17 protein-coding genes are annotated in these 24899 nt (G+C 73.4%); 13 read left to right on the plus strand and 4 right to left on the minus strand.

Annotation, left to right across the window (positions count from 1 at the left end; all coding sequences use genetic code 11):
* Positions 1-14 precede the first annotated feature (14 nt).
* Together ACH5A8_RS26900 and ACH5A8_RS26905 are read left to right on the plus strand one after the other, a co-directional pair.
* The gene (locus ACH5A8_RS26900) at positions 15-2687 is read left to right on the plus strand and encodes an AfsR/SARP family transcriptional regulator (protein WP_399006122.1); all 2673 of its coding nucleotides are present in this window, start codon (positions 15-17) and stop codon (positions 2685-2687) included.
* 104 nt (positions 2688-2791) lie between these two features.
* Positions 2792-3532, plus strand: coding sequence for a DUF4232 domain-containing protein (locus ACH5A8_RS26905; protein ID WP_399006124.1), 741 nt, complete (start codon positions 2792-2794; stop codon positions 3530-3532).
* Positions 3533-3747: 215 nt separating this feature from the next.
* Here ACH5A8_RS26905 and ACH5A8_RS26910 read toward each other — a convergent pair whose 3' ends face one another.
* Entirely contained in the window at positions 3748-4659 is a 912-nt protein-coding gene (locus ACH5A8_RS26910; RefSeq protein ID WP_399006126.1) for a LysR family transcriptional regulator, read from the minus strand.
* An 89-nt stretch (positions 4660-4748) separates the two neighbouring features.
* Here ACH5A8_RS26910 and ACH5A8_RS26915 point away from each other — a divergent pair, with 89 nt between their 5' ends.
* Positions 4749-5579 (plus strand): oxidoreductase, encoded by an 831-nt coding sequence (locus ACH5A8_RS26915; RefSeq protein WP_399006128.1) that lies wholly within the window; start codon positions 4749-4751, stop codon positions 5577-5579.
* Between the two features lie 34 nt (positions 5580-5613).
* Here the strand turns inward: ACH5A8_RS26915 and ACH5A8_RS26920 are convergent, their stop codons facing one another.
* The gene (locus ACH5A8_RS26920) at positions 5614-6720 is read right to left on the minus strand and encodes a pyridoxal-phosphate dependent enzyme (RefSeq protein ID WP_399006130.1); all 1107 of its coding nucleotides are present in this window, start codon (positions 6718-6720) and stop codon (positions 5614-5616) included.
* Positions 6721-7047: 327 nt separating this feature from the next.
* Here ACH5A8_RS26920 and ACH5A8_RS26925 point away from each other — a divergent pair, with 327 nt between their 5' ends.
* The 5 genes from ACH5A8_RS26925 (at position 7048) to ACH5A8_RS26945 (ending at position 12902) form a co-directional block, all read left to right on the plus strand.
* The gene (locus tag ACH5A8_RS26925; protein WP_399006132.1) at positions 7048-7800 is read left to right on the plus strand and encodes a GntR family transcriptional regulator; all 753 of its coding nucleotides are present in this window, start codon (positions 7048-7050) and stop codon (positions 7798-7800) included.
* Positions 7801-8221: 421 nt separating this feature from the next.
* Positions 8222-8419: an SPOR domain-containing protein gene (locus tag ACH5A8_RS26930; protein ID WP_399006134.1), complete on the plus strand. Its 198-nt coding sequence runs from the start codon at positions 8222-8224 to the stop codon at positions 8417-8419.
* 296 nt (positions 8420-8715) lie between these two features.
* Positions 8716-9135, plus strand: a complete 420-nt coding sequence (locus ACH5A8_RS26935) for a (deoxy)nucleoside triphosphate pyrophosphohydrolase (RefSeq protein WP_399006136.1) — start codon at positions 8716-8718, stop codon at positions 9133-9135.
* A gap of 251 nt (positions 9136-9386) precedes the next feature.
* Positions 9387-9833, plus strand: coding sequence for an ATP-binding protein (locus ACH5A8_RS26940; RefSeq protein ID WP_399006572.1), 447 nt, complete (start codon positions 9387-9389; stop codon positions 9831-9833).
* Positions 9834-10139: 306 nt separating this feature from the next.
* A complete protein-coding gene (locus tag ACH5A8_RS26945) occupies positions 10140-12902 on the plus strand; it encodes a SpoIIE family protein phosphatase (protein WP_399006137.1) in 2763 nt (920 codons plus the stop codon).
* 28 nt (positions 12903-12930) lie between these two features.
* Here the strand turns inward: ACH5A8_RS26945 and ACH5A8_RS26950 are convergent, their stop codons facing one another.
* Positions 12931-14400, minus strand: a complete 1470-nt coding sequence (locus ACH5A8_RS26950; RefSeq protein ID WP_399006574.1) for a hypothetical protein — start codon at positions 14398-14400, stop codon at positions 12931-12933.
* Positions 14401-14762: 362 nt separating this feature from the next.
* Between ACH5A8_RS26950 and ACH5A8_RS26955 the strand changes: the two genes are divergently transcribed.
* The 3 genes from ACH5A8_RS26955 to ACH5A8_RS26965 all read left to right on the plus strand — a co-directional run bounded on the left by ACH5A8_RS26955 (position 14763) and on the right by ACH5A8_RS26965 (position 19174).
* Complete coding sequence (locus tag ACH5A8_RS26955; protein WP_399006576.1) at positions 14763-16103, plus strand: glycoside hydrolase family 18 protein; 1341 nt, start codon at positions 14763-14765, stop codon at positions 16101-16103.
* Positions 16104-16136: 33 nt separating this feature from the next.
* Positions 16137-16454: a hypothetical protein gene (locus tag ACH5A8_RS26960; RefSeq protein ID WP_399006139.1), complete on the plus strand. Its 318-nt coding sequence runs from the start codon at positions 16137-16139 to the stop codon at positions 16452-16454.
* A 482-nt stretch (positions 16455-16936) separates the two neighbouring features.
* Positions 16937-19174 carry an ABC transporter family substrate-binding protein gene (locus ACH5A8_RS26965; protein ID WP_399006141.1) on the plus strand — a complete coding sequence of 746 codons (2238 nt, stop codon included), beginning with the start codon at positions 16937-16939 and terminating at the stop codon, positions 19172-19174.
* Positions 19175-19314: 140 nt separating this feature from the next.
* Here ACH5A8_RS26965 and typA read toward each other — a convergent pair whose 3' ends face one another.
* Positions 19315-21222, minus strand: coding sequence for a translational GTPase TypA (gene typA, locus ACH5A8_RS26970; protein WP_399006142.1), 1908 nt, complete (start codon positions 21220-21222; stop codon positions 19315-19317).
* A gap of 893 nt (positions 21223-22115) precedes the next feature.
* On the opposite strand from typA, the gene ACH5A8_RS26975 reads away from it, so the two are divergent.
* Positions 22116-23762 carry an ABC transporter substrate-binding protein gene (locus tag ACH5A8_RS26975; RefSeq protein WP_399006144.1) on the plus strand — a complete coding sequence of 549 codons (1647 nt, stop codon included), beginning with the start codon at positions 22116-22118 and terminating at the stop codon, positions 23760-23762.
* A gap of 185 nt (positions 23763-23947) precedes the next feature.
* The gene (locus ACH5A8_RS26980; RefSeq protein ID WP_399006146.1) at positions 23948-24874 is read left to right on the plus strand and encodes an ABC transporter permease; all 927 of its coding nucleotides are present in this window, start codon (positions 23948-23950) and stop codon (positions 24872-24874) included.
* Positions 24875-24899: the final 25 nt, after the last annotated feature.

Below are 24899 nucleotides of genomic sequence, written 5' to 3' on the forward strand. Positions count from 1 at the left end.
GGGGGAGGCAGGACGTGGAGTTCCGGTTGCTCGGATCCGTCGCCATGGTCACGGAGAGCGGCGATGTGGCGCTCGGGCCCGCCAAACGGACGAGTCTGCTGGCCATGCTGCTGCTGCGGCCCAACAGCCCGGTCAGCGTCGACCGTCTGACCGAGGCGCTGTGGGAGAACGAGCCGCCTCTCCACTTCAAGACGGTCGTGCAGGGCCACGTCTCCCGGCTGCGCGCCCTGCTCGCCGGGCACGGTGCGGACGAGTACGGCGTCGAGCTGGCCACCCACGGGTCGGCGTACGAGCTGCAGATGCCCGAGTCCCTGGTGGACGCGCACCGGTTCGAGGAGCTGGTCGGGCTCGCCCGGGTGCAGCGGCAGCCCGCCGACACCGTGCGGATGCTGCGCGAGGCGCTGGCCTGCTGGCAGGGGCCCGCCCTCACCGGGACCGTGCGCAGCGGGCCGCTGGAGGCGGCGGCGGCCGGCCTGGAGGACCTGCGGCTCTCCACGGTGGAGGCGCTCGCCGAGGCGTACGGGCAACTCGGCGAGCACGGCCGGGCGGCCGCCGTGCTGCGCACCGAGGCCGTCGCGCACCCCCTGCGCGAGTCGCTGGCCGCCGCGCTGATGCTGGCACTGGGCCGCTCCGGGCGGCAGTCGGACGCCATCAACTGGTACCACCGCACCCGCCGGCTGCTCACCGAAGAACTCGGCGTCGACCCCGGCGACACCCTGACCGACGCCTACGCCACGCTGCTGAGAGCCGCCGAGCCCGCCCCGGCTCCCGCCCCGCAGGCGCCGTCGCCCGCCGCGCAGCCCCTGCCGCACGCCGAGGCGTCCGTCCCCGAACTGCTGCCCCGCCCGCCGCGCGGCTTCACCGGGCGGCAGGCCGAACTCGCCGCGCTCAGCGCCGCCGTGGACGCCGCCGACGCGCCCGTCTGTCTGGTCACCGGGCCGGCCGGCGTCGGCAAGACCGCGTTCGCCCTGCACTGGGCCTACCAGCGGCGCGCCGACTTCCCCGACGGCTGGCTCTTCGCCGACCTGCGCGGCTTCAGCGACACCCCGGCGCCCGACGCCGGAGCCGTGCTGCGGGAGTTCCTGCTCGCCCTCGGCACCCCGGCGCAGCGGGTCCCGGAGACCGCCGCCGCGCGCGGGGCGCTGTTCCGGTCGCTGACCGAGGGGCGACGGCTGCTCGTCGTCCTCGACAACGCCCGCTCCTCCGAGCAGGTCCGGCCCCTGCTGCCCGGCGGCGACCACTGCGCCACGCTGGTCACCAGCCGGGACCGGCTCGGCGGGCTCGTCGCCTCCGACGCCGCCCGGCCGGTGCCCCTCGGGCACCTCCCGGCCGCCGACTCGGCGGTACTGCTCGCCAGCGTGCTGGGCGAGGACCGTGTCGCCGCCGAACCGGAGGCCGCCGAGCGGCTGGCCGGGCTGTGCGACGGGCTGCCGCTCGCGCTGCGGGTGAGTGCCGCCCGCCTCGCCGGGCGCCCGCAGTGGACCCTGGACGCGATGGTCCACGAACTCGCCGACGAGCACGGCCGGCTGGCGCTGCTGAACGTCGAGGACACCGGCGTCTCCGCCGCCCTCCATCTCACCGTGCAGCAACTGCCCGAGCCCGCCGCCCGGATGTTCCGCGCGCTCGGTCTGCACACCGGCTCCGACCTGGACCGGTTCACGGCGAGCGCGCTCGCCGGCACCACGCCCGCGCAGGCCTCCGCCGACCTGGACCGGCTGGCCGCCGCCCATCTGCTCACCGAGTCCGTGCCCGGCCGCTGGACGCCGCACGACCTGGTCCGCCTCTACGCCCGTCACCTCGCCCCGCAGGCGGACCCCGAGGGCCTGCGCAGGCTCCTCGACCACTACCTCTACACCGGGCTCGCCGCCGACGCGGCGGCCGAACCCGGCTCCCAGCCCTGCTACTCGCTGCCCGTCGACGCCCACCGCCCCGCGTCGACGAGGGAGTTCGAGGACCGGACCGCCGCGCTCGCCTGGTACGAGGCGGAGCGGCCCGCACTGGAGGGCGCGGTCGCCGCCGCCGCGGCCCTGGGCCTGCACGACCGGGCCTGGCGGCTCGCCCTGGTGCTGTGGCCGCTGATGCTCCGGCGGATCACCGACGGCTGGGCCCCGCTCCTGGAGGCCGGACTCGCCTCGGCCGAACACGAGGGCGATCTCGACGCGCAGTCGCGCACCCGGGCGCTGCTCGGCTGGATCCTGCACGAGCAGGGCCGCGACACCGAGGCCCTGATCCACCTGGAGCTGGCGCCCGAGCTGGCGGCCGCCGCCGGCGACACGATCAGCGAGGCGATCGCCTACGTCAATCTCGGCGCCGTTCTCCATGGGGTGGGGCGGAGCGGGCGGGCCGGGGAGCTGATGTCCCGGGCGGTCGAGCTGGCCGACCGGACCGGTCACCCCGCCACCCAGGTGCTGACCCTCGGGCACCTGGCCCGGCACTGCCTGACCACCGGCCGGTACGCGGCGGCGCTCGCCCACACCGTGCGCGCCACCGGGCTGGTCTCGCCGTACGCCGCGATCGGCCGGGCCGAGTTGCAGATCGTCCGCGGTGAGGCGCTGGCCGGACTCGGCCGGGTCGCGGAGGCGGCCGACCAGTTCCGGTCGGCGACGCGCGCCGCCGACGCGGCCGGTTTCAGGGAGGGCTCGGAGCGGGCGGCGGAGCTGCTGTCGAGGCTGGCGGCGGGGCGTTAGCGGTACGTGAGCGGAACGGCAGCGCGGCCCCGGAAGCTGATGTCAGGCACCGGGTCCCGGTGCCGGACATGACCGCTTCACCACTGTCACGGGGGAGAACCACCATGCGCATCTACCGCGAGAAGACCGTCCTGGCCGCCGTCGTGGGCATCGCCGCCCTCTCGCTGAGCCTGACCGCCTGCGGCGGCGACGGCACCGGCGCCAAGGACGAGGGCGCCGCCCCGTCGCCGCGGGCCACCGTGGCGAAGGCCGACGTCACGTCGAAGGCCGACGCCTCCGGTCCGGACGCCTCCGGCTCCGGTGCGGGGAAGACCGGGACGGGCGCTCAGGCCGCGGCCAGGACCGGCTCGGCGTCCGGCGGCAGCGGCTCGGCCGCGGGCGGTTCGGCGGGCTCCGGCAAGTCCTCCGCGAGCGCCCCCGCCTGCACCAGCGCCGACGTGCGCGTCACGGTGGGGAAGGCCGACGAGACGCCCACCGAGCACATCGTGCTGACCGCCAAGAACATCTCCGGCCACTCCTGCAGCCTGCTCCAGTACCCGTTGATCGCCTTCGGCCCCATCCAGACCGCCAAGGACATCCCGGCGGTCGCCAAGAGCAAGCCCGGGGTCCCGGTCGTCCTGGCGGCCGGCGCCCCGGCGTACGCCAACGTCCGGATCGCGAACGGCGGCGCGCACGAGGACGACAAGGTCGTCACCTCGTTCACCGTCAACCTCTTCGCCGCCGACGGCCCGGCCGAGGGCAGCGTCGACGTGAAGGCCCCGGCGGGCGGCCTCGCGGTCGACGAGGCCGTCGCCAGGACCGGCTACTGGACGAACGAACTGCGCAACGGCGCCGACGAGTTCTGACCACCCCGCGCGTACGGGGCCGGTTCCCCCGACCGGTCCTCGGCGCGAGGCGGAGGGGAGGGTCCCGTCGGTCCCCGGCGGGGCCCTCCGTGTTCTCCGGGTACTTCCTCGTGCACTTCTTCGCGTGCATCTCCGAGGCTCTTGGGGCCCGCCGGGCGGGGAAGGGCGCGAGGAGGCGGGCGGCCGTCCGGTCCTCACGGCCCGGCCGGTCCCCGTCACCGGCCGTCCGCGACCTGCCGGCAGGCCTCCGCGTACGCCCGCACCAGCGGCCGCCCCGCGTCCTCGCGGCGCCAGGCCAGCGCGTACCGGCTCGGCCCGATGCCGCGCACCGGACGGGCGGTCACTCCGCCCAGGCTGACCAGGGGGACGTTGCCGGCCGCGACCAGGCACACGCCGAGGCCCGCGACCAGCGCCTCGTACGTCTCCTCGGTGCTCGCCACCTCGGCGCCGACCACGGGTTCGGCGCCGCCGCGCGCGTCCAGGGCGAGCCAGTGGTCGCGCAGCGGGCCGGCGGCCCGGGGCAGCGCGAGGAACGGCTCGCCGGCCAGGTCGGCGAAGTCGATCTCCGCCCGGCAGGCGAGCGGATGGGTCTCGGGCAGCGCCACCAGCCGCGGCTCCTCGGCGACCACCGTCCAGCCGTAGTCCCCGGCGCCGGGCAGCGGCAGCCACACGAACGCGACGTCCACCGTGCCGTCCGCCAGGCCCGCCGTCGGATCGTCCCAGCCGGCCTGACGCAACCGCACGGCCGCCCGCGGCTCGGCGGCCGTGAACCGGGACCGGATCGCGGGCAGCAGTCCGCCGCGTCCCGGACTGGTGCTCATGCCCACCACCAGGGTCGCGCGCCGCGCGGCCCGCACCTCGGCGACCGCCGCCGCGCCCCGGTCCCAGTCGGCCAGCACCCTCCGCGCGTGCGGCACCAGCTCCCCGCCCGCCTCGGTGAGCACCGTCCCCTGGGGAGTCCTCCGGAACAGCTCCACGCCCAACTGCCGTTCCAGCGCGCGGATCTGCTTGCTCAACGCGGGCTGGGACACGTACAGCCGTTCGGCCGCGCGCGTGAAGTGCAGTTCCTCGGCGACCGTCACGAAGTAGCGCAGATCCCGTACGTGCACGTCCGTCGTCATAGCCATCAGTTATCACGGCGGGTCTTGGACGGACCACCCTCTTCGGCCGCAGTCTTGAGTCCTGCGAGGAACTCACGGCGAACCCTGGAGGGGTCATGAACAAGGTGTGGCTGGTGACCGGCGCGAGCAGCGGTTTCGGACGGGCGATCACGGAGGCGGCGCTCGCCGCGGGCGACGTGGTCGTGGGCACCGCCCGGCGTACCGAGGCCCTGGACGACCTGGTGGCCGCCCGCCCCGACCAGCTGGAGGCGCTGCGCCTGGACGTGACCGACACGGCCGCCGCCGAAGCCGCCGTACGGGACGTGGTGGCCCGGTACGGACGGATCGACGTCCTGGTCAACAACGCCGGCCGGACCCATGTCGGGGCCTTCGAGGAGACGACCGACCAGGAGCTGCGCGACCTGTTCGACGTGCACGTGTTCGGTCCCGCGGCGCTGACCCGCGCGGTGCTGCCGCACATGCGCGCGCGGCGCTCGGGCGCGATCGTGCAGATGAGCAGCATGGGCGGCCAGATGTCGTTCGCCGGCTTCGCGGCCTACAGCGCGACGAAGTTCGCCCTGGAGGGCCTGTCAGAGGCGCTCGCGGACGAGGCCGCCGAGTACGGCGTCAAGGTGCTGATCGTCGAGCCGGGGGCCTTCCGCACCTCCCTCTTCGGCGCGGGCCGGGCCGGGGTCAGCGCGGACAGCGGCGTGTACGCGAAGGTGGCCGATACCCGCGCCCTGATCGAGGGCGGCGACGGCGCCCAGCCCGGCGACCCCGCGAAGGCGGCGGCGGTCGTCCTCGCCGCCCTCGACGCCGAGGACACCCCGCTGCGGCTCCCGCTGGGCGACGACGCGGTCACCGCCGTCCTCGGCCATCTCGACCAGGTGCGCGACGACGTCACCGGCTGGGAGAAGCGCAGCCGCGCCACCGCCTTCGACGACTGAGCCGGACCGGGCGCGATCCGCGGGGCGACGGGCCCTACGGCCGGGCGAGTCCCGACTTCAGTCCCGCCCCGCACAGCGGCACCACCGCCGACTTCCCGGCCGGCGTGCCCTCCCGTACGGCGGCCCAGCAGGCCACGCCGGTCGACTCGACGAACAGTCCCCGGGAGGCGAGGTCCAGCTGGGCGTGGCGGATCTGGTCCTCGGTGACGGTCAGGAAGGTGCCGCCCGAGTCCCGTACCGCGCGCAGGATCTGACGGGCGCGGGGCGGGCGGGGGATGGCGATGCCCTCGGCGAGGGTGGGGGCGATCGTGGTCGTCCCGGTGAGTTCGTCGGCGCCCCGGGCGAAGGCCTCGGCCAGCGGCGCCACCGCCGCCGCCTGCACCGCCCACAGCGCCGGGCGCCGGTCCAGCAGCCCGGCCCCGTACAGTTCGGCGACCGCGAGTGCCGCGCCGAGCAGCAGGGTGCCGTTGCCCACCGGCAGGACCAGCACGTCGGGCAGGCGACCGCCGAGGTCCTCCCACAGTTCGTGCACGTAGGTCTTGGTGCCGTGCAGGAAGTACGGGTTGTAGACGTGCGAGGCGTAGAAGGTGTCCGGCTCGTCGGCCGCCCGGCGGGCCGCGGCGCCCGCCGCCTCCCGGCCGCCGTCGACCACCTCCACCCGCGCGCCGTGCGCCTCGATCTGCTCCAGCTTCTTCGCGGAGGTGCCCAGCGGGACGTACACCGTGCAGGGCAGCCGGGCGCGGGCGCAGTACGCGGCCACCGCCGTGCCCGCGTTACCGCTGCTGTCGGCGACCACCCGGCGCGGCTCGGCGCGCAGCGCCAGTTCGGCCAGCATCACCGCGCCCCGGTCCTTGAACGACAGCGTCGGCATCAGGTAGTCCAGCTTCGCCGAGACCTCGTCCGTCAGCGTCACCAAAGGGGTGCGGCCCTCGCCCAGCGAGACCGTGGGCGCCGCCAGCGGCAGCGTCTCGGCGTACCGCCACAGGGAGTTGACACGCCCGGTGAGGGACTTCAGCGGCGCGGGGGTGGGCGCGAAGTCGAGGTCCAGGGGGCCGTGGCAGGACGGGCAGCACCAGGCGAGGGAGGCGCCGGGGATGCGGACGCCGTCGGTGGGGCAGTAGCGGTCCGGCAGTGGTGTCATGATCGCAGGTTAAGCCCCTGGGCGGCGTCCGGCCCGGGGTAACGGGGCCGTGGTGCGGGCCGGTCCGGCCGCGCCGGTCACGGGACGAGCGGCTCTGGGGCCGGAAGGCGCGCCGGCGGTCACGGGCGACGGCGGGGGCGTGCGGAGGGCCTGGAAGGCGGCGGCCGAACCCAGGTGTGACGGTCGTCATAGCGGGGAGAAACCGCCTGGGTAAAGCCCTCCGGCGGCGGACGTCATCACATCGAGTGATTCTCTGGCCTTTGCTTGCAAGTTACAACCTACGGTTGTCAGGCTGTTGCTGTCTGTAGAACCTGATGGGAGTGGCCAGTGACTTTCGGTGAGCAGCCGGCGTATCTGCGTGTCGCGGGCGACCTCCGCAAGAAGATCGTCGACGGTCTGCTGCCGCCGCACACCCGGCTGCCCTCCCAGGCGAGGATCCGCGAGGAGTACGGCGTCTCGGACACCGTCGCCCTGGAGGCGCGCAAGGTGCTGATGGCGGAGGGGCTGGTCGAGGGCCGCTCCGGCTCGGGGACGTATGTGCGCGAGCGGCCCGTGCCGCGCCGGGTGGCCCGCTCCGGCTTCCGGCCGGCCGGCGGTGCCACGCCGTTCCGGCAGGAGCAGGCGTCGGCCGAGGCGCGCGGCACCTGGGAGTCCCGCAGCGCGCAGACCGAGGCGAGCGGCGCCATCGCCGAGCGGCTCGGTGTCAAGCCGGGCGACCGCGTGATGTGCACCAAGTACGTCTACCGGGACGCCGGCGAGGCGATGATGCTCTCCACCTCCTGGGAGCCGCTCGCCCTCACCGGACGCACCCCGGTGATGCTCCCCGAGGAGGGGCCGTTGGGCGGGATGGGCGTCGTGGAGCGCATGCGCGCCATCGACGTCATCGTGGACAACGTCACCGAGGAGGTCGGCGCCCGCCCCGGCCTCGCCGAGGAGCTGCACACCCTCGGCGGCGTCCCCGGCCATGTCGTCCTGGTCGTCCAGCGCACCTTCTACGCCTCCGGCCGGCCTGTGGAGACGGCCGACGTGGTGATCCCCGCCGACCGCTACCGGGTCGCGTACCACCTGCCCGTGAAGTAGCCGCGACCCGCGCGCGGAGCGGTCCACGGCGGGCGCGGATCATCACCGTCGGCACGGTCCGCGCGCTGGTGCGCGCCCTCGGGCGCCGGCGCCCGCGCGCCGCCGCCCGAGGCCGTGTCCCCGGGCCGCTGGATTCCGGCCGTTCTCGCAGGTCGCCCCTGTCCTCGGTGGTCCGCGTCCGATGGCGCACCCCCACGCCAGGGGCGGCGCGTTCGCCTGCGCGCGCCCCCGCGTGCTGGCCGGTTGCCTACCTCTTTGTGAAAAGCCGTATTCGCTGCGTAAAGGTTGGGCGTAGGCTCGGGCATATGCGGACTGCGGTTTCCTCGGCGTACGGGGCGCGACAGAGGGGGCGGACGCCGGTCGCGGGCGCTGGCTCCGGCGCGAAAAGGCGCGCGGGGGCGGGAAGGAGCAGTGGGGCGGGATGAACGACAGCACGATCACTCTTCCCTGGCTCGTCGTCCGGGAGGACGACAACGGCAATCGCTACCGCGTGGGCAGGTACGCCACCCGTGCCGAGGCCGAGAAGATCGCCGACAGCCTGGACAGCCGCGGCCACAAACAGCTGTATTGGGTCGAGCGCGTCGGGCGGAACGCCGGCGAGGCGGGCGACACCGGCTGACGCGCGGCCGGTCGGCCGACCGCCCGGCCGCGGCCCCGCGGCGACCGGCGCCCGCCCGTCGCTGTGACCGGCGCCCGCCCGCCGCGGTGACCGGCGCCCGCCCGCCGCGGTGACCGGCGCCCGCCCGCCGCGGTGACCGGCGCCCGCCCCCCGCGGCGACCGGCCTCTGCCCGGCCGCGGTGACCGGCGCCCGCCCGCCGCGGTGACCGGCGCCCGCCCCCCGCGGCGACCGGCCTCTGCCCGGCCGCGGTGACCGGCTTCGCCGATGCCCGGCGGGCTGCCGTAGGCTCCGGCGCATGACCGAACGGACCGTGGTGGTGGGCGCCGCCCTGATCGACGACGGCCGCCTGCTCGCCGCGCGCCGCAGCGCGCCCCCGGAGCTGGCCGGCCGCTGGGAGCTGCCCGGCGGCAAGGTCGAGCCCGGCGAGCGGCCCGAGGCCGCGCTCGTCCGCGAACTGCGCGAGGAACTCGGCGTCGACGCCGAGGCCGCCGAGCCGGTCCCGGGCAGCTGGCCGCTGCGACCGCCCTACGAACTCCGGGTGTGGACCGCGCGTCTGCGCCCGGGCTCCGCCGCCCCGAAGCCGCTCCAGGACCACGACGAGCTGCGCTGGCTGACGCCGGCCGAGATCTGGACCGTCCCCTGGCTGGACCAGGACGTCCCCGCGGTGCGGGCCGCCCTCGCCCACCTGCCCGCGGCCGCGGCCGACGAGGCCTGAGCCCTCCTCACCGACACGACGCCAACGGGCCCCGCCACGTCGCCGAGGGCTCCGCCGTACCGCGCCGTACCCGCGGCGGCCCCGCGCTCCCCGTGCCAGGCCGGCGCTTCCCCTGCCGCGCCCGTGGTCGCCGCACCGCTGTGCGCCGTTCGCAGCACACCGGGACAGTCGCAGGCGGGAGAGACGGCGGGGGACGGTACTACGAGGTGAATATCGGGTATGGGCCCATTAATCGTATGAAACAGGACGTGATGGGCTCGTTGGCCTGGGAAGTGATCGGCGTGATCGACACCGAAGGCGACTGCGCCGAGTGGACCTTTCCCGCGGATCCCGGCGCGGTGCGCACGGCGCGTGCCGCCGTCCGCGGCCAGTTGCGCACCTGGGAGCTGGACAGCGTCGGCGACACCGCCGCCCTGCTGGTGAGCGAACTGGTCACCAACTCCCTGCGGCACGCCACCGGCCCCATCGGCCTTCGCCTGGTCCGGCCCGCGGGCCTGCCGGACGTGCTCCTGGTCGAGGTCTCCGACCCGCTCCCGGATCCGCCCCGCGAACGCGCCGCCCACCCCGACGACGAGAGCGGACGCGGTCTGCAGCTGGTCGCGTCCTCCTCCCGCCGCTGGGGCACCCGGCCGGCCGCGGCCGGCAAGACGGTCTGGTTCGAACTGGCGGTGCCCGCCGTACGCGGCGGCCGTACGTGACGGTCCGTGGTGACCGTTGCCGCCCGCGCCGTGGTCGTCCGCGACCGGTCGGTGGCCGACCTTGCCCGTGACGGCCTTCCGTGACCGCCGTCGGTGACGGTCGGCGACGACGGTTGGCCGTCGAGGGATTCGACGGGGTGTCGCCTGGTTAGAAGACTGGTGTGTTGTCGCAGGCCGGACCGAAACACATCGGGATGGTCCTGTGATCGTGAACACCGTGTCGCGCGGCGCCGTAGTGCTGGATACTGCGGGCAGCCGCCCCCGGTGACCGGTGCCGGATGCGGTGAGCTGGAGGGGACGGTTCGCGTGAGCGAGATACCAGCGAAGGCCACGGAGTCCGAGGACCCGTCGGACGGCGCGAGGACGGGGTCCACGGGCGGCGGTGTCGCCGACGGGGCGCCGCCCGTGGACGCGATGTGGCAGAGCAATCCGCCCGGCTCCATCTACGACTACATCAAGGTCGCGTCCTTCTCCATCGGGCCCGACGGCCTCGTCGACCAGTGGAGCCTGCGCGCCGAGCAGTTGTTCGGCATCTCCGCCGAGCGTGCCGTCGGCATGGATCCCATCGAGGCGTTCATCGACTCCGACCTGCGGGCGCAGGGTCAGCGCAAGATGGCCGAGATCCTCGACGGCCGGGAGTGGACCGGCGTGGTCCCCTTCCGCCTGCCGGCCCCGGAGGACCGCGAACACGGCGACGGCGCACCGGACCACGGCCGCGCCGGAGCCGGCCACGACCGCACCAAAACGGCCCTCGACGCCGCCGGAACCGGCCTCGACCGCGCTACGACGGGCCTCGACCGCACCGGAACGGGCCGTGACCGCGTGGGCCCCGGCCCGCGCGTCGTGCGCGGACTCGCCGAGGTGTACGTCATGCCGACCCGCACCGTCGAGGGCGACAAGGCCGCCGTCTGCATCGTCGTCGACGTCCGCACCCTGCGCAGCATCGAGACCGACCTCGCCGCCTCGCAGGCGATTTTCGGCCAATCCCCTTTCGGTTTCCTGCTCCTGGACCCCGACCTCAGGATCCGCCGCGCCAACCAGCGGTTCGCCTCCATCTTCGGCGGCGCCCCCGACGACCACCGCGGCAAGAGCGTGCACGACTACCTGCCCCGTGCCGAGGCCGAACGGGTCACGGCCATCCTGCGCCGGGTCCTGCGCAACGGCGAGTCCATCACGGACATGCACGTCACCGGCTTCGTGCCCGGCTCCGACGAACGCCGCCACTGGTCCATCAACCTCTACCGCGTGCACAGCGGCAGCGGCCGGCCCATCGGCATCGCCTGGCTCGGCACCGACGTCACCGCCCGCCGCGCGGCCGCCCGCGAGGCCGCTGCCGCCCGCCGCAACCTCGCCCTGCTCAACGAGGCCGGCGCCCGCATCGGCAACTCCCTGGACCTGGAGACCACCGCCCGCGAACTGCTCGACGTCGTGGTCCCCGGCTTCTGCGACCTCGCCACCGTCGACCTCTACCAGGGCCTGCTGGCCGGCGACGAGCCCCCGCCCGGACTCGCCGACGGCAGCGCCGAACTGCGCCGCGTCGCCTTCGCCAGCGCCGTCTCCGGAGCGCCCTTCCCCGGCTCCGGCGCGCACGTCGAGGTCGGCGCCGTCCACCATTTCGCCTTCAACTCCCGCTGCGCCGACGCCCTGCGCACCGCCCGCCCGCAGCTCGTGCCCGGCGAGGAGGGCGGCCTCGTGCAGTCCACGCTGGCCGTGCCGATGGTCGCCCACGACACCGTCGTAGGACTGGCGCAGTTCGCGCGGGCCAAGGGCAGCGAACCGTTCGGCGACCGCGACCGCGACCTCGCCGTGGAACTCGCCGCACGCGCGGCCGTCTGCATCGACAACGCCCGCCTCTACCGGCGCGAGCACGAACGGGCGTTGATACTGCAACGGTCCCTGCTGCCGCCCGGCGACCCGGAGGCCTCCGGACTCGACATCGCCTGCCGCTACCTGCCCGGCAACGCGGCCACCGGCCGGCCCAGCGAGGTCGGCGGCGACTGGTTCGACGTCATCGAACTGCCCGGCCACCGCACCGCGCTGGTCGTCGGCGACGTCATGGGCCGCGGTCTGCGCGCCGCCGTGGCCATGGGTGAACTGCGCACCGCCGTGCGCACGCTGGCCCTGCTCGACCTCGAACCGGCCGAAGTGCTGTCCCAGTTGGACGAGATCGCCCGCGGCCTCGGCGCGCCCGGGGGTGTCCAGCAGGCCACCCGGGCGGCCCGTCGCCCCCGCGAGGCCGACCTCTCCGAGGTCTACCTCGCCACCTGCATCTACGCCGTCTACGACTCCGTCACCCGCAGGTGTACGTTCGCCAACGCCGGCCACCTCCCGCCGGTGCTGGTGGAACCCGGCGAGTCCGCGCTCATGCTGGACGTGCCGCCCGGCATGCCGCTCGGCGTCGGCGGCGAGCCCTTCGAGGAGGTGGAGGTCGAACTCCCCGAGGGAGCGCTGCTCGCCCTCTACACCGACGGCCTGGTCGAGTCCCGCGACCACCCCCTGGACGAGGGGCTGCAGGCGTTCGTCGGGGCGCTCGCCGACCAGAACCGGCCCCTGGAGGACGTGTGCGACCACGTCCTCAACACCCTCGGCAGCCACCACGGCGAGGACGACATCGCGCTGCTGATGGCCCGGGTGCAGGGGCTGCCCGCCGAGTCCGTCGGCGACTGGACGCTGCCGCGTGAGCCGCGCAGTGTCGGCCGCGCCCGCGAGTACGCCCGCTCCCAGCTGCTCGCCTGGGACCTGGAACCGCTGGTCGACACCACCGAACTGCTCGTCAGCGAACTCGTCACTAACGCCCTGCGCTACGGCGAGGGCGAGATCAGGCTCCGGCTGCTGCTCGACCGCACCCTGGTCTGCGAGGTGTGGGACTCCGGCCTGGTGCAGCCGCGCCGCCGCCGCGCCCGCGACACCGACGAAGGCGGCCGGGGCCTCCAGCTCGTCGGCCTGCTCAGCGCCGCCTGGGGCTCCCGCCGCACCCCGCGCGGCAAGACCGTCTGGTTCGAACTGCCGCTGCCCGACGGCGGGAGCGGCCTGATGGACCCGGCGGAGGCGCTGCTGAGCCTGTTCTGACCCGGCGGCTGCCACGCCCGGGGCGGCCTCAGGGGGCGGGGGCGGCGCGACGTGCCCGGGTGCGGGGTCCGCCGAAGCCCACCGGGACGCCGGCGGGCAGGCCGACGGGGAGCAGGACGCCGCCGAGCACGGCCCCGGCGGTACCGCTCACCAGGGCGTCGGCCTCGGCGTACGGGTTCCCGCGGGCGCGGACGTCCTGCTCGGCGAGTTCCCGGGCCTCCCGGGCGAGGGAATCGGCGTGCAGGTGGTCGGTGGGGGAGGCAGAGGCGAGGAGGCGCTCCGCCTCGGCGAGCAGGGTGCGGGCCGCGGCGCCCACCGCGCCCCGGTGCGTGGTGACGAAGCCGGCCGCGGCGGTAACGGTGCCGCGGGCGACGAGCAGGGCGGCGGCGGACAGCACACCGGTGCGTCCCGCGGCGAGCGGCGCCGCCGCCCGGACGACGCGGCGCAGGGCGTCCACCGGGTCGTGGGGTCGCCGTGCGGTCAGCTCCCCGCGCACGGAGGCCAGTACCGCGTCGGCGTGCAGGAGCCGTGCGCGCACCTCGCCGGCCGGCGCGTCCAAGACCTGGTCCCGCGCCCCTCCCCGCTCCGTCTCCGCCCCGGTGAGCGCGGCGGGCAATAGCGCGGCGGCCTCGTCCAGCCCGGCGGCGAGCCGCTCGACGCCGTCGAGGAACACGGCCGCCTGCGCCACCGCGCCCTCGGCGGCGCGCAGATGGAGTGCGGCGGCGGGCGTCCCGCCCGAGTCGGCCGACTGGCGTGCCTGGTTCAGGCGGACCGTGGCGAACACCAGCCGGTCCTTGGCCTGTTCCGCGTGGCCGGTGGCGTGCTCCGAGGCGGAGGGGGCGTACCGCCGGGCGAGGCCGCTCAGCAGCGTCTCGGCCGCCGTCGTCCGGCCGGCCAGCTCGCGAAAACGCGCCTCCGCCACCTCCAGCGCCTCACGCACGTCCCGGTCCAGGCCGCGCAGCGTGTCGAACCCGCCGGCCGCCGCGTCCAGCAGCCGACCCGTCTCCTCGCACCGCCCGGTCATGCCGGCCAGCGCCTGCCGCCGGGCCGCCGGGTCTCCGGGGAGACCGTGGTCGTAGCGGCGGCGCAGGGCGAAGGCCGCGGCCAGCTCCGCCTCCGCCTGCCGCAGGACCCGCGCGTACGGGGCCGCGGCCGTGGCGCCGAGACCGGCCTCGACGAAGCCGAGTTCCTCGCGGGAGGCGCGTACGCAGTCGTCGGCCAGGACGAGCGAGGCCCGTGCCCGCTCGTCGAGCGCGGTGTCCGGAGCGGGCTCGGGCGGCGGGGCCGGCCCGCCGCCCGGGGTGGTACGGGTCCTCGCCCGGCGGGTGCGGCGCACGTACCCGTAACCGGCGAGCACGCCCGCCGCGCCCACCGCGACGAGCGGCAGGACGAGGTCGGCGCCCGACGTCTCGTCCTGCGGCGGTGCGGCGGCCCTGGTGGCCGGGCCGGCCCGGGGGACGGCGGCGGCTGCAACCGCGGTGCCGTCGGTGATCGTCATCAACGGGAGCGTCGGCCACACGAACCCCGCCGTGCCGCCCAGCACGGCGCACGTCACCCGCACGGACCAGTGCGGGACCGCGCGCCGCTGCCGGGCCGTCCGGGGCGGGGATGACGTCACATTCGGGAGCGTATGACCGCCCGGTCGGGCACGCGACCGGTGCTGCGTCAGTGGTGGGGCGGGCGGGACACGGCAACGCGGAAGGGAACACCGGGATGGAACGCAGGACACACGGAGGACCGACCCCGCCTGAACGGACCCCGGGGCCCGGCTCCGGTCCGCCTCCGGGGCCCGGTTCCGGCCCGGCCCCGGAGCCCGGTCCCGGTCCGGCCGCGGAACCCGATTCGGCCTCGGAAGCCGGTCTGGACCCGGAACCTGATCCGGCCTCGGATCCCGGTCCGGCCTCGGATCCCGGTCCGGCTTCGGGCGGACGACCGGCCGCCGCCCCTGATGCGGAGCCGGCCCCTGCCGCCGGGCCCGCCCCCGCTCCCGGCCCGACGCCGGTCCCCGACGCGGAACCGGCCCCGGCCCCGGAGCCGGCCACCGATAGGGAGACGGGGTCGGCCCGAGATCCGGATTCGGCCCCGAAGTCCGCCCGGGACGGGGAACCGGCGCGGGAGTCGGCCCCGGACGCGGAACCGGCTCCGGAGGCGGAGGCGGAACCGGCCGGTCCGGCGGATCCCGCGCCCCGGAGGCGGCGGTTTCGGTGGTTGCGGTGGGGGATTCTGGCGGTCGTCCTCGTGCTGGTGCTCCCCCTGCTCGCCGCCGAGACCGCGCTCCGCGTCAACTACGCGGGCGACCCGGCCGACGGGACGTACACGAGGGGACAGGACGCGATCTGGCTGGGGCACGCCTGGGTGGACGGGCGGAAGAAGGACGCCGACATGACCGCCCTGGCCGAGCGGCTGCGCGGGACCGGCATCCGGGACCTGTATGTGCACTCGGGCCCGCTGGAGCACGACGGTACGCTTCCGAAGTCGGACTACAGCAAGGCGAGTTGGCTGATACCCGCCGTGCACCGGGCGCTGCCCGGGGTGCGGGTGCAGGCCTGGCTGGGTGACACGCTCGCCACCGAGAGCCCGGACGGGCTCCACCTGGAGCGGGCGCGGACGCGGGCGGCCGTGGTGGACTCCGCCCGCGACGTGCTGGCCGCCGGCTTCGACGGCGTCCACTTCGACCTGGAGCCGCTGCACTCCGGCGACCAGGACTACCTCGCCCTCCTCGACGACCTGCGCACCGTCACCCGCGGGCAGGGCGCCCTCCTGTCCGTCGCCGCGCACCAGATCGACCCGCTGCCGGGGTTCCACTCCCTGTGGGGCACGCTCACCAACCACCCCAAGTGGTGGTCGCAGGCGTACTTCGGCCAGGTCGCCCGCCGCGTCGACCAGATCGCCGTGATGTCCTACGACACCATGCAGCCGCTGCAGAGCCTGTACGGCGGTTACGTCGCCCAGCAGACCTCGCTCGCCCTGGAGGTCACCCCGCCCGGCACCCACTTGCTGATGGGCCTGCCCTTCTACCACGAGAACCGGTTCGGCCACTGGGCGCACGCCGAGACCGTCCCGGCCGCCGTCCGGGGCGTCCGCCTCGGCCTGTCCCGCACCGACGCCCGGCGTGCCCGGTTCGGGGTCGCCCTGTACGTCGACTTCGCGGCCACCGAGGACGACTGGAGCGCGTACCGAGACGACTGGGTGCACCGGTAGGCCCCTGGAAGCCGATCTGGCATCCTGCTCGTCATGCACATGTTCCTGGTGGCCCTGGCCGTGTCGGCTGTGGCCCTGATGGCGGTGTCCGGCGTCCTCGGGGTCACGACCGGCTGGGTGCCGCGGCCGGCCCGACGGCGCATCGCCCGGCCGAGGCTGTGGGGGTACGGCCAGCTGATCGGCGCGGCCGGCGCCGCCCTGTGGCTGTTCCTCGGGGTGCTCCCCGCGAGGTTCGACGTGCTGCCGCTCGTGGGCTGGTGCGTGTTCATGGCGAGCCTGGGCGTCCAGACACTGGCCCGGCGCCCCGCCGCCCGCATCCACCGGCCGGCCCCCGCCGACTCCGCCTCCTGATCCACGGGGCTCCCCGCGAACTCCGCGAACTCCGCGAACTCCGCGAACTCCGCGAACTCCGCGAACTCCGCGAACTCCGTGGTCCCCGCGGTCCTCGTGATCCGCGCGCGACCCGCGATCTGTGTGACGGGCCGTCCGGTGCGCGCCGGGCGAATCCGAGCTCGCCCCGCACGGGCCGTCCGGTGCGCGCCGGGCGGGTCCGAGCCCGCCCCGCCCGCCCTGCCCGGCCCCCGCACCCCGCCGCCCCCGAGGGCCGAGGCGGCGCGCGCGTTCTTCCCGCGCGCCCCTCCCGTGCGCCCCGCATTGCTCCGCACGGGTGACCTTGCGGCTCCCCGCCGCCGTGTCGCCCCCGGGCGGCGAACCCTTTCCTCTTCAGTGGGCCGTGAACTGCGTAGATCTGATCAGCAGCAAAATACCGCCAAACGTGAACGAAACCCACCCAAGTCCACCGGCGGGGGAGCGGGTCCTCGGAGGTAGCACGGATGTCGTACGACGGTGTCGGACCACGGGCGGTCATCCGCTCGGTCGCCTTCCTGACCGCGGGCGCCCTCGCCGTGCCCCTGCTGGCCGGCTGCGGCTCCGACGACGAGGGCAGCAAGCCGCTCGCCGCGCAGGACATCGCGTCCGCCAAGCGGGAACAGATCGGCGACGGAGGCACGCTGCGCTGGGCCGTGGACGCGATGCCGCAGACGCTGAACACCTTCCAGGCGGACGCCGACGCCGGCACCACCCGTATCGCCCAGGCCGTCCTGCCCGCCATGTTCCGCATCGACGCCGAGGGCCGGCCGCAGCGCGACGCCGACTACCTCGACTCCGCCCGGGTGGTGGAGACCGAGCCCAAGCAGGTCGTCGTCTACCGGCTCAACCAGCAGGCCGTCTGGAGCGACGGCCGCGAGATCGGCGCGGCCGACTTCGCCGCCCAGTGGCGGGCCCTGTCCGGCAAGGACTCCGCGTACTGGACCGCGCGCAACGCCGGCTACGACCGCATCGAGAAGGTCGAGCGCGGCGCGAACGACCTGGAGGTGCGCGTCACCTTCGCCCGCCCCTACGCCGACTGGAAGTCGCTGTTCTCCCCGCTGTACCCCAAGGACGTCACCGGCACCGCGAACTCCTTCAACGACGGCGCCCGCAAGAAGCTCAAGGTCAGCGCCGGCCCGTTCACCGTGCAGAAGATCGACACCGAGGAGAAGGACGTCGTCCTCGCCCGCAACCCGCGCTGGTGGGGCCACCCGGCCAAGCTGTCCGAGATCGTGCTGCACGAGGTGCCGCGCGACAAGCGGGCCGCCGCCCTCGCCGACGGCACCGTGGACGTGGCCGACGTCGACCCGGGCGACGCCGACCGGATCACCCAGGCCGCCGGAGCCCAGGGCAGCTCCCCGTTCAAGGGACCGGCCGGCGGGCGCACCGCCGCCAAGGCGCTGCGTTCGTGGGCACTGGTCCACGGCTCCGACGAGAAGGCCGCCGACCGGGAGCGCCGTGCGCTGGAGGCGGGACACGGCACGCTCACCACCTATCTCGATCAGCAGGACGGACTGCGCGGGATCCAGGTCCGCAAGTCGCTGGAGCCCGTCTACACCCAGCTCGCCCTGAACGGCGCCGGCGGCCCCCTCGCCGACGAGCGCGTCCGGCACGCCGTGGCGCACGCCTTGAACCGCCAGGAACTCGCCGACCTCGTCCTGAAGCCGCTCGGTCTGCCCGCCGTCCCGGTCGGCAGCCACCTCGCCCTGTCCGGCCAGGACGCCTACGCCGACAACAGCGACGCGCTCGGCGGCCAGGACGCCGCCCAGGCCCAGGCGCTGCTCACGGACGCCGGCTGGGTGCGCGGACCGGTCAAGGACCAGAAGAAGGGCGACAAGGCGGCGGGCGCCGAACGCGACAAGGGCGAGGACGGGCCGGACAGCGCGGCCGGCGACGGCACCTACATCGTCGGCGTCGACGACGACGTGGAGCACAACGGGGACGGCAAGGGGCACGCCGAGAGCAGCGACCGGGACAAGCCGGGCGGACGGGAGAGCGCCCACGACCACGCGGGGGACGGCAGCGGAGCCCAGCGGTTCGCCCAGGACGGCAAGCAGTACGCGCGCGAGCACCTCACCCAGGGCGGCGCTCCCGGCGCGTACGCCCCCAAGGGCACCGCCGCGCCGGCCGGCACCATGACCGGGCCGCTGGCCAAGGACGGCAAGCCGCTCACGCTCCGCTTCGTCCTGCCCTCGGGCCCGGGCTCGGACATGCTGCGCAAGGTCGCCGACCGGGTCACGGCCATGCTGGCGAAGGTCGGCATCACCACGGAGATCACCAAGGTCTCGGAGGACAGCTACTTCCGCGACCACATCGCCTCCGGGCAGTACGACCTCGCCCTGTACTCCTGGCCCTCCTCCGCCTATCCGGCCACCGACGCCCGCCCCGTCTACGCCAAGCCCGTCCCGGCCGCCGACGGCTCCCTCAACGTCCAGCAGAACTACACGCGGGTCGGCACCGACCGGATCGACCAGCTCTTCGACCAGGCCGTCGCCACCCTGGACGAGGACGAGGAGCGCGACCTGATCCGCAAGGCCGACGCCCGGATCTGGGCCACGGCCGGCTCCATCCCCCTGTACCAGCGCCCCCAGCTCGTCGCCACCCGCGCGGGCCTGGCCAACGTGGGCGCCTTCGGCTTCCAGACACCGGTCTACGAGGACATGGGCTTCCTGAAGAAGGGCGCGAAGCCGGCACCGAGGTAGAACCGTCGCCGAAGCGGGCGCCCCCGCGGGGGACGCGGACGCGAGAACGCCGCCCGTGAGGACTAGGAAGTCCTCACGGGCGGCGTTCTCGTCACAGCGGCGGCTGCGTGTCAGCGCACGGCGTCCGCCGTGCCCCGGCCTCAGCCGTGCTTGGCGCGGCTCGCGGCGCGGGCGCGCTCGCGGGCGTCCAGGTTCACCTTGCGGATGCGGACCGCCTCCGGGGTCACCTCGACGCACTCGTCGTCGCGGCAGAACTCCAGGGACTGCTCCAGGGAGAGCTTGCGCGGCGGGACGATCGACTCGGCCACGTCGGCGGTCGAGGACCGCATGTTGGTGAGCTTCTTCTCCTTGGTGATGTTGACGTCCATGTCGTCGGCGCGGGAGTTCTCGCCGACGATCATGCCCTCGTACACCTCGGTGCCCGGCTCCACGAAGAGCACGCCGCGCTCCTGGAGGTTGGTCATCGCGAAGGCGGTGACCGTGCCGGCGCGGTCGGCGACCAGGGAGCCGTTGTTACGGGTCTGCAGGGTGCCGAACCAAGGCTCGTGGCCCTCGTGGATGGAGTGGCCGATGCCGGTGCCGCGGGTCTGGGTCAGGAACTCGGTGCGGAAGCCGATCAGACCGCGGGAGGGCACGACGAACTCCATGCGGACCCAGCCCGAGCCGTGGTTGGACATGTTGTCCATCCGGCCCTTGCGCACGCCCATGAGCTGCGTGACCGCGCCCATGTGCTCCTCGGGCACGTCGACCGTCATGCGCTCGACCGGCTCGTGGACCTTGCCGTCGATCTCCTTGGTGACCACCTGCGGCTTGCCGACGGTCAGCTCGTAGCCCTCCCGGCGCATGGTCTCGACCAGGATGGCCAGCGCCAGCTCACCGCGGCCCTGGACCTCCCAGGCGTCGGGACGCTCGGTCTCCAGCACGCGCAGCGAGACGTTGCCGATCAGCTCGCGGTCCAGACGGTCCTTGACCTGGCGGGCGGTGACCTTGCGGTCCTTGACCGCCGCCTTGGCGTCGGCGCCCTTGCCGGAGCCGCCGCGGCCGACCAGCGGAGAGGTGTTGGTGCCGATGACCATGGAGATCGCGGGCTCGTCCACCGTGATCAGCGGCAGCGGGACCGGGTTCTCCGGGTCGGCCAGCGTCTCGCCGATCATGATGTCCGGGATGCCGGCGACGGCGCAGATGTCACCGGGGCCGGCCTTCTCGGCGGGCTTGCGGGTGAGCGCCTCGGTCATCATCAGCTCGGAGATGCGCACGTTCTGCACGGAGCCGTCGCGCTTGATCCACGCGACGGTCTGGCCCTTGCGCAGCTCGCCCTGCTCCACGCGCAGCAGCGCGATACGGCCGAGGAAGTTGTCCGCGTCGAGGTTGGTGACGTGGGCCTGGAGCGGCAGCTCCTCGTCGTAGGTGGGGGCCGGGATGTGCTCCAGGATCGTGGAGAAGAACGGCTCCAGGCTGTCGGAGTCGGCCGGCACCGTGCCGTTGTCCGGCTTGGTGAGGGAGGCCACACCGTCACGGCCGCAGGCGTAGACGATCGGGAACTCGATCTGCTCCTCGTCGGCGTCCAGGTCGAGGAAGAGGTCGTACGTCTCGTTGACGACCTCGTCGATCCGGGCGTCGGGACGGTCCGTCTTGTTGATGCAGAGGATGACGGGGAGGCGGGCCTGGAGGGCCTTGCGCAGCACGAAGCGGGTCTGCGGCAGCGGGCCCTCGGAGGCGTCGACGAGCAGCACGACACCGTCGACCATCGACAGACCGCGCTCGACCTCGCCGCCGAAGTCGGCGTGGCCGGGGGTGTCGATGATGTTGATCGTGATCGGGTCCCCGCCGTCCTTGGGGTGGTACTTCACCGCCGTGTTCTTGGCGAGGATCGTGATGCCCTTCTCACGCTCCAGATCGTTCGAGTCCATCATGCGGTCGTCGACCGAGTCGAGCTGGTGCGCGGCGAAGGCGCCGGCCTGCTTCAGCATCCCGTCGACGATGGTCGTCTTGCCGTGGTCGACGTGGGCGACGATGGCTACGTTTCGAATGTCGTGGCGCGTGGCCATAATGAGGCGTACTCCCGGAGTGTGCGGACGGCTGCGCGTACGTCCTCGGTACACGCGCCCTGCCGGGCTGAACACGCCACGGCCTCACCCCATGGTACGGGGTGGCCTCACGGTGCCGTCCGCGCGCGCCCCGACCAGGCCTTCCGCCCCCGGCGCGGGCCCCCGCCCCGATCTTCCGGCCCTCTCCGGCGGCACCGGCGCACCCCTCTCGCCCCCCGCCCCCGCCGGCGGACGCGGAGCGTCTCTTTCACGCCGTGCTTTCCCGTCCCCTTTTACGGGCCGTGCCCGTCCGCTCCTTTCCCGCGCTCCTCCCGTCCCCCGCGCTCCCTGCGCGCGGGCAGCCTTCCGTGCTCGCGCGGGTGTGTCCGCGGCGATCACGGGCGTGGGGGAGACAGGGGCATAGAGGGTTTTCCCTAGGGAACGGGTGTGAGCCCCACGTATGAGCGCGCACGCCACCGCGCGGCGGTACGGTTGGCCGGATATGGGCGCCCTCCGGGCGGAGTGTGCCCCGGTTTGCCTGCTCACCACGTCGAGGATGCACTCTCCGTCGCCGAGCGCAACTGATATCTCGTCAGTCTGTCCGCTATCCGGACACCGGACTCCGATACTTGTGTAACAAGTCCGTTTCGCAGGCATCTTTCGCGAAACCGTTTGTCCGGATTTTGGAAGAAGTAGACGACAGGTGTGATCGAAACGAGACCAAATGACTGTGGTCTGTCAGTGAGGCGATGGCAGATAGTTAGGCGCGTAGAGCTCGGGTCGACGAGTCACGCGCTGCAGGAGGCGCCGACTCACGAGCGTTGCGGGTGCACTTGACCTTCCCCGTTCTTCATGTCCGCGGGATGTCGCGTGTTCCCTCTTGTGGTGAACATAAGGACTCAGAGGAGGAACCCATGCGTGGTGCCAGCAGCGCCAAGTGGGTCGCGGGTGCGATCGTCATAGCCCTGGCGGCGACCGCCTGCGGAGGCGGCGACGACGATGGCGGCAGCAAGGGATCCGGCAAGGCCGGTGGCACCTTCCGGATGGGCATCACGGAGCCGGTTGCCATCGACCCCTACAACGCCCAGGAGTCCGAGGGCACCCTGGTCACGGACAACCTCTTCACGGGGCTGTACGAGCCGACCGCCGACGGCAAGGTCAACCCGGCGCTGGCCACGTCGAAGAAGGTCAGCAAGGACGGCAAGACCTGGACCTTCACCATCAAGAAGGGCACCAAGTTCTCCAACGGCGAGGCCGTTGACGCCGAGTCCTTCATCCGCGGCTGGAACCGTGTGGTGCAGAAGTCGGCCGCGTCCGACGTCGCCTACCACATGGCCGGCATCGAGGGCTTCGCCGACGCCCAGTCCGGCAAGGCGAAGACCATGACCGGTCTGAGCGCCCCGGACCCGTACACCCTCCAGGTGAAGCTGTCCGCCCCGGACTTCGAGTTCTACATCAAGACCACGCACACGGTCTTCAGCCCCGTCCCGAAGGTCGCGGGCGACGCCAAGAACAAGGCGTACAACGAAGCCCCCATCGGCAACGGCCCGTTCAAGATGCAGGGCAAGTGGGAGCACAACAAGTCGATCACGCTCGTCCGCAACGACGACTACGGCCTGACCAAGGCCCACCTGGACAAGGTGCAGATCGACATCCTGAACTCCGCCAACGGCGTCACGCTGGAGTACCAGGGCTTCGAGTCGGGCCAGTACGACTGGGCCCGCATGCCCACCCCGCAGCTGCCGGCCGCCAAGGCCAAGTACGAGCCGCAGGGTGAGTGGATCGACGAGGACACCAACGGTATGAACTACCTCCTCCCGATCACCGACAACGGTCCGCTGAAGAACGCCAAGGCCCGCGAGGCGGTGTCCTACGCGATCGACCGCGACGCCATCATCAAGGGCGTCTTCCAGAACATGCAGACCAAGTCGACCACGATCCTTCCGCCCGTCTTCACCGACGTGTACCAGAAGGACCTGTGCGCCTCCTGCGTCAAGCAGGACAAGGCCAAGGCCAAGCAGCTCGCCGAGGAAGGCGGCCTGAAGCCGGGCACCACGATCGAGCTCGGCTACAACACCGGCGCCGGCCACGAGGAGTGGATCCAGGCCGTCAAGCAGCAGCTCGAGAGCGTCCTCGGCGTGAAGGTCAAGGCGACCGGCAAGCCGTTCGCCGAGCTGCTGTCCGACCAGCAGAAGCCGAACGCCACGGGCGCGTACCGCTTCGCCTGGGGCGCCGACTACCCGACGCCGGACAACTTCCTGTACCCGCTGCTGGACACCGCGTCCATCAACAAGGACTCCTCCGGCAAGGTCACCGGCGACAACCGCGGCCGCTACAGCAACAAGAAGTTCGACGACCTGCTCTCCCAGGCCCGCGCCACGGAGGACCAGGCCGGCCGCAACGCGATCTACAAGCAGGCCGAGAAGGTCGCCCTGGACGACATGGCCCTGATCCCGCTGTGGAACCGCACCCAGCTGCGTCTCGCCAACACCAAGAAGTTCGCCGACATGAAGATGGACTTCCACGAGGACCCGAACCTCGCTGAGATCCGCCTGAAGTAACAGGTCGCCGCGCCAGGCGCGGAACCAGGCAACCGGGGGTCGTGGTGTCCGAGCAGTCGCTCGGAGGCCACGACCCTCGACGACCGTCGGGAGCGGTGTGATCCACGGCTCCCGCCCCCACCCCACCCCCACAGATCGGGGCGAGGGAGCTGCTGTGGAAGAGGCAGCGAGGCAGAGAGGCAGTCATGGGAAGGTATGTGGTCCGCAGGCTGGGCCAGTTGGTCGTCGTCGTGCTCGGCGCGACGATGATTCTGTTCGCCTGCCTGTTCGTGCTCCCCGGCGACCCGGTGGGCCAGATCGCCGGTAGCGACAAGGCGCGCGACCCGGCGGTCATCGAACAGCTGCACAAGCAGTACGGGCTCGACAAGCCGCTGGTCGTCCAGTACGGCAACTACGTCGGCAAGCTGGTCACCGGTGACCTCGGCACGGACTACACGCAGAGCCGGCCGGTCACCGAGATCCTCGGCCCGAAACTGGAGAACACCGCCAAGCTGGCGGTCGCGGCGATCGTCATCGACATCGTCATCGGCATCTCGGTCGGTGTCCTCGCCGCCATGCGCAGATATTCGATCTGGGACGTGTCGGCGACCTTCATCACGACCCTGGCCATCGGTGTTCCCTCGATCGTGCTCGGCATGATCATGCAGCGTGTGTTCGTCATCGAGCTGGACTGGTTCCCGCTCATCGCGGGCGACAGTCTCGAGGGCATCGTCCTGCCGGCCTTCACCCTCGCCATCATCGACGCGGCGCTCGTCGCCCAGCTCGCCCGCAGCACGATGCTGGAGGTGCTGCGCGCCGACTACGTCAAGACGGCGGTCGCCAAGGGCCTCCCGCGCCGTACGGTCCTGACCCGGCACATCCTGCGGAACTCGGTCATCCCGGTGATCACCTACCTGGGCATCTCCTTCGGCAGCCTGCTCGGCGGCGCGATCATCACAGAGACGATCTTCAACTGGAACGGCATCGGTCTCGCGCTCATCCAGGCGATCCAGCAGAACAACAACCCCATCATCGTGGGTGTGGTGACGATCGGCGTGGCGGTCTTCGTCGTGCTGAACCTCATCGTCGACCTGCTGTACGCCGCCCTCGACCCGCGTATCCGCCTTGCCTGACCCGCAGGGTCGTTCCCCTCTAGGA

It is taken from the genome of Streptomyces sp. NPDC018610, from assembly GCF_044391765.1.
Taxonomy (GTDB): domain Bacteria; phylum Actinomycetota; class Actinomycetes; order Streptomycetales; family Streptomycetaceae; genus Streptomyces.

Bases quoted from the DNA above. Each gene is read 5' to 3' on its own strand.
- ACH5A8_RS26975 (WP_399006144.1), top strand. From the start codon at position 22,116: ATGCGTGGTGCCAGCAGCGCCAAGTGGGTCGCGGGTGCGATCGTCATA.
- ACH5A8_RS26905 (WP_399006124.1), top strand. From the start codon at position 2,792: ATGCGCATCTACCGCGAGAAGACCGTCCTGGCCGCCGTCGTGGGCATC.
- ACH5A8_RS26920 (WP_399006130.1), bottom strand. From the start codon at position 6,720: ATGACACCACTGCCGGACCGCTACTGCCCCACCGACGGCGTCCGCATC.
- typA (WP_399006142.1), bottom strand. From the start codon at position 21,222: ATGGCCACGCGCCACGACATTCGAAACGTAGCCATCGTCGCCCACGTC.
- ACH5A8_RS26940 (WP_399006572.1), top strand. From the start codon at position 9,387: ATGGGCTCGTTGGCCTGGGAAGTGATCGGCGTGATCGACACCGAAGGC.
- ACH5A8_RS26965 (WP_399006141.1), top strand. From the start codon at position 16,937: ATGTCGTACGACGGTGTCGGACCACGGGCGGTCATCCGCTCGGTCGCC.
- ACH5A8_RS26915 (WP_399006128.1), top strand. From the start codon at position 4,749: ATGAACAAGGTGTGGCTGGTGACCGGCGCGAGCAGCGGTTTCGGACGG.
- ACH5A8_RS26960 (WP_399006139.1), top strand. From the start codon at position 16,137: ATGCACATGTTCCTGGTGGCCCTGGCCGTGTCGGCTGTGGCCCTGATG.
- ACH5A8_RS26935 (WP_399006136.1), top strand. From the start codon at position 8,716: ATGACCGAACGGACCGTGGTGGTGGGCGCCGCCCTGATCGACGACGGC.
- ACH5A8_RS26950 (WP_399006574.1), bottom strand. From the start codon at position 14,400: ATGACGATCACCGACGGCACCGCGGTTGCAGCCGCCGCCGTCCCCCGG.
- ACH5A8_RS26930 (WP_399006134.1), top strand. From the start codon at position 8,222: ATGAACGACAGCACGATCACTCTTCCCTGGCTCGTCGTCCGGGAGGAC.
- ACH5A8_RS26910 (WP_399006126.1), bottom strand. From the start codon at position 4,659: ATGGCTATGACGACGGACGTGCACGTACGGGATCTGCGCTACTTCGTG.
- ACH5A8_RS26980 (WP_399006146.1), top strand. From the start codon at position 23,948: ATGGGAAGGTATGTGGTCCGCAGGCTGGGCCAGTTGGTCGTCGTCGTG.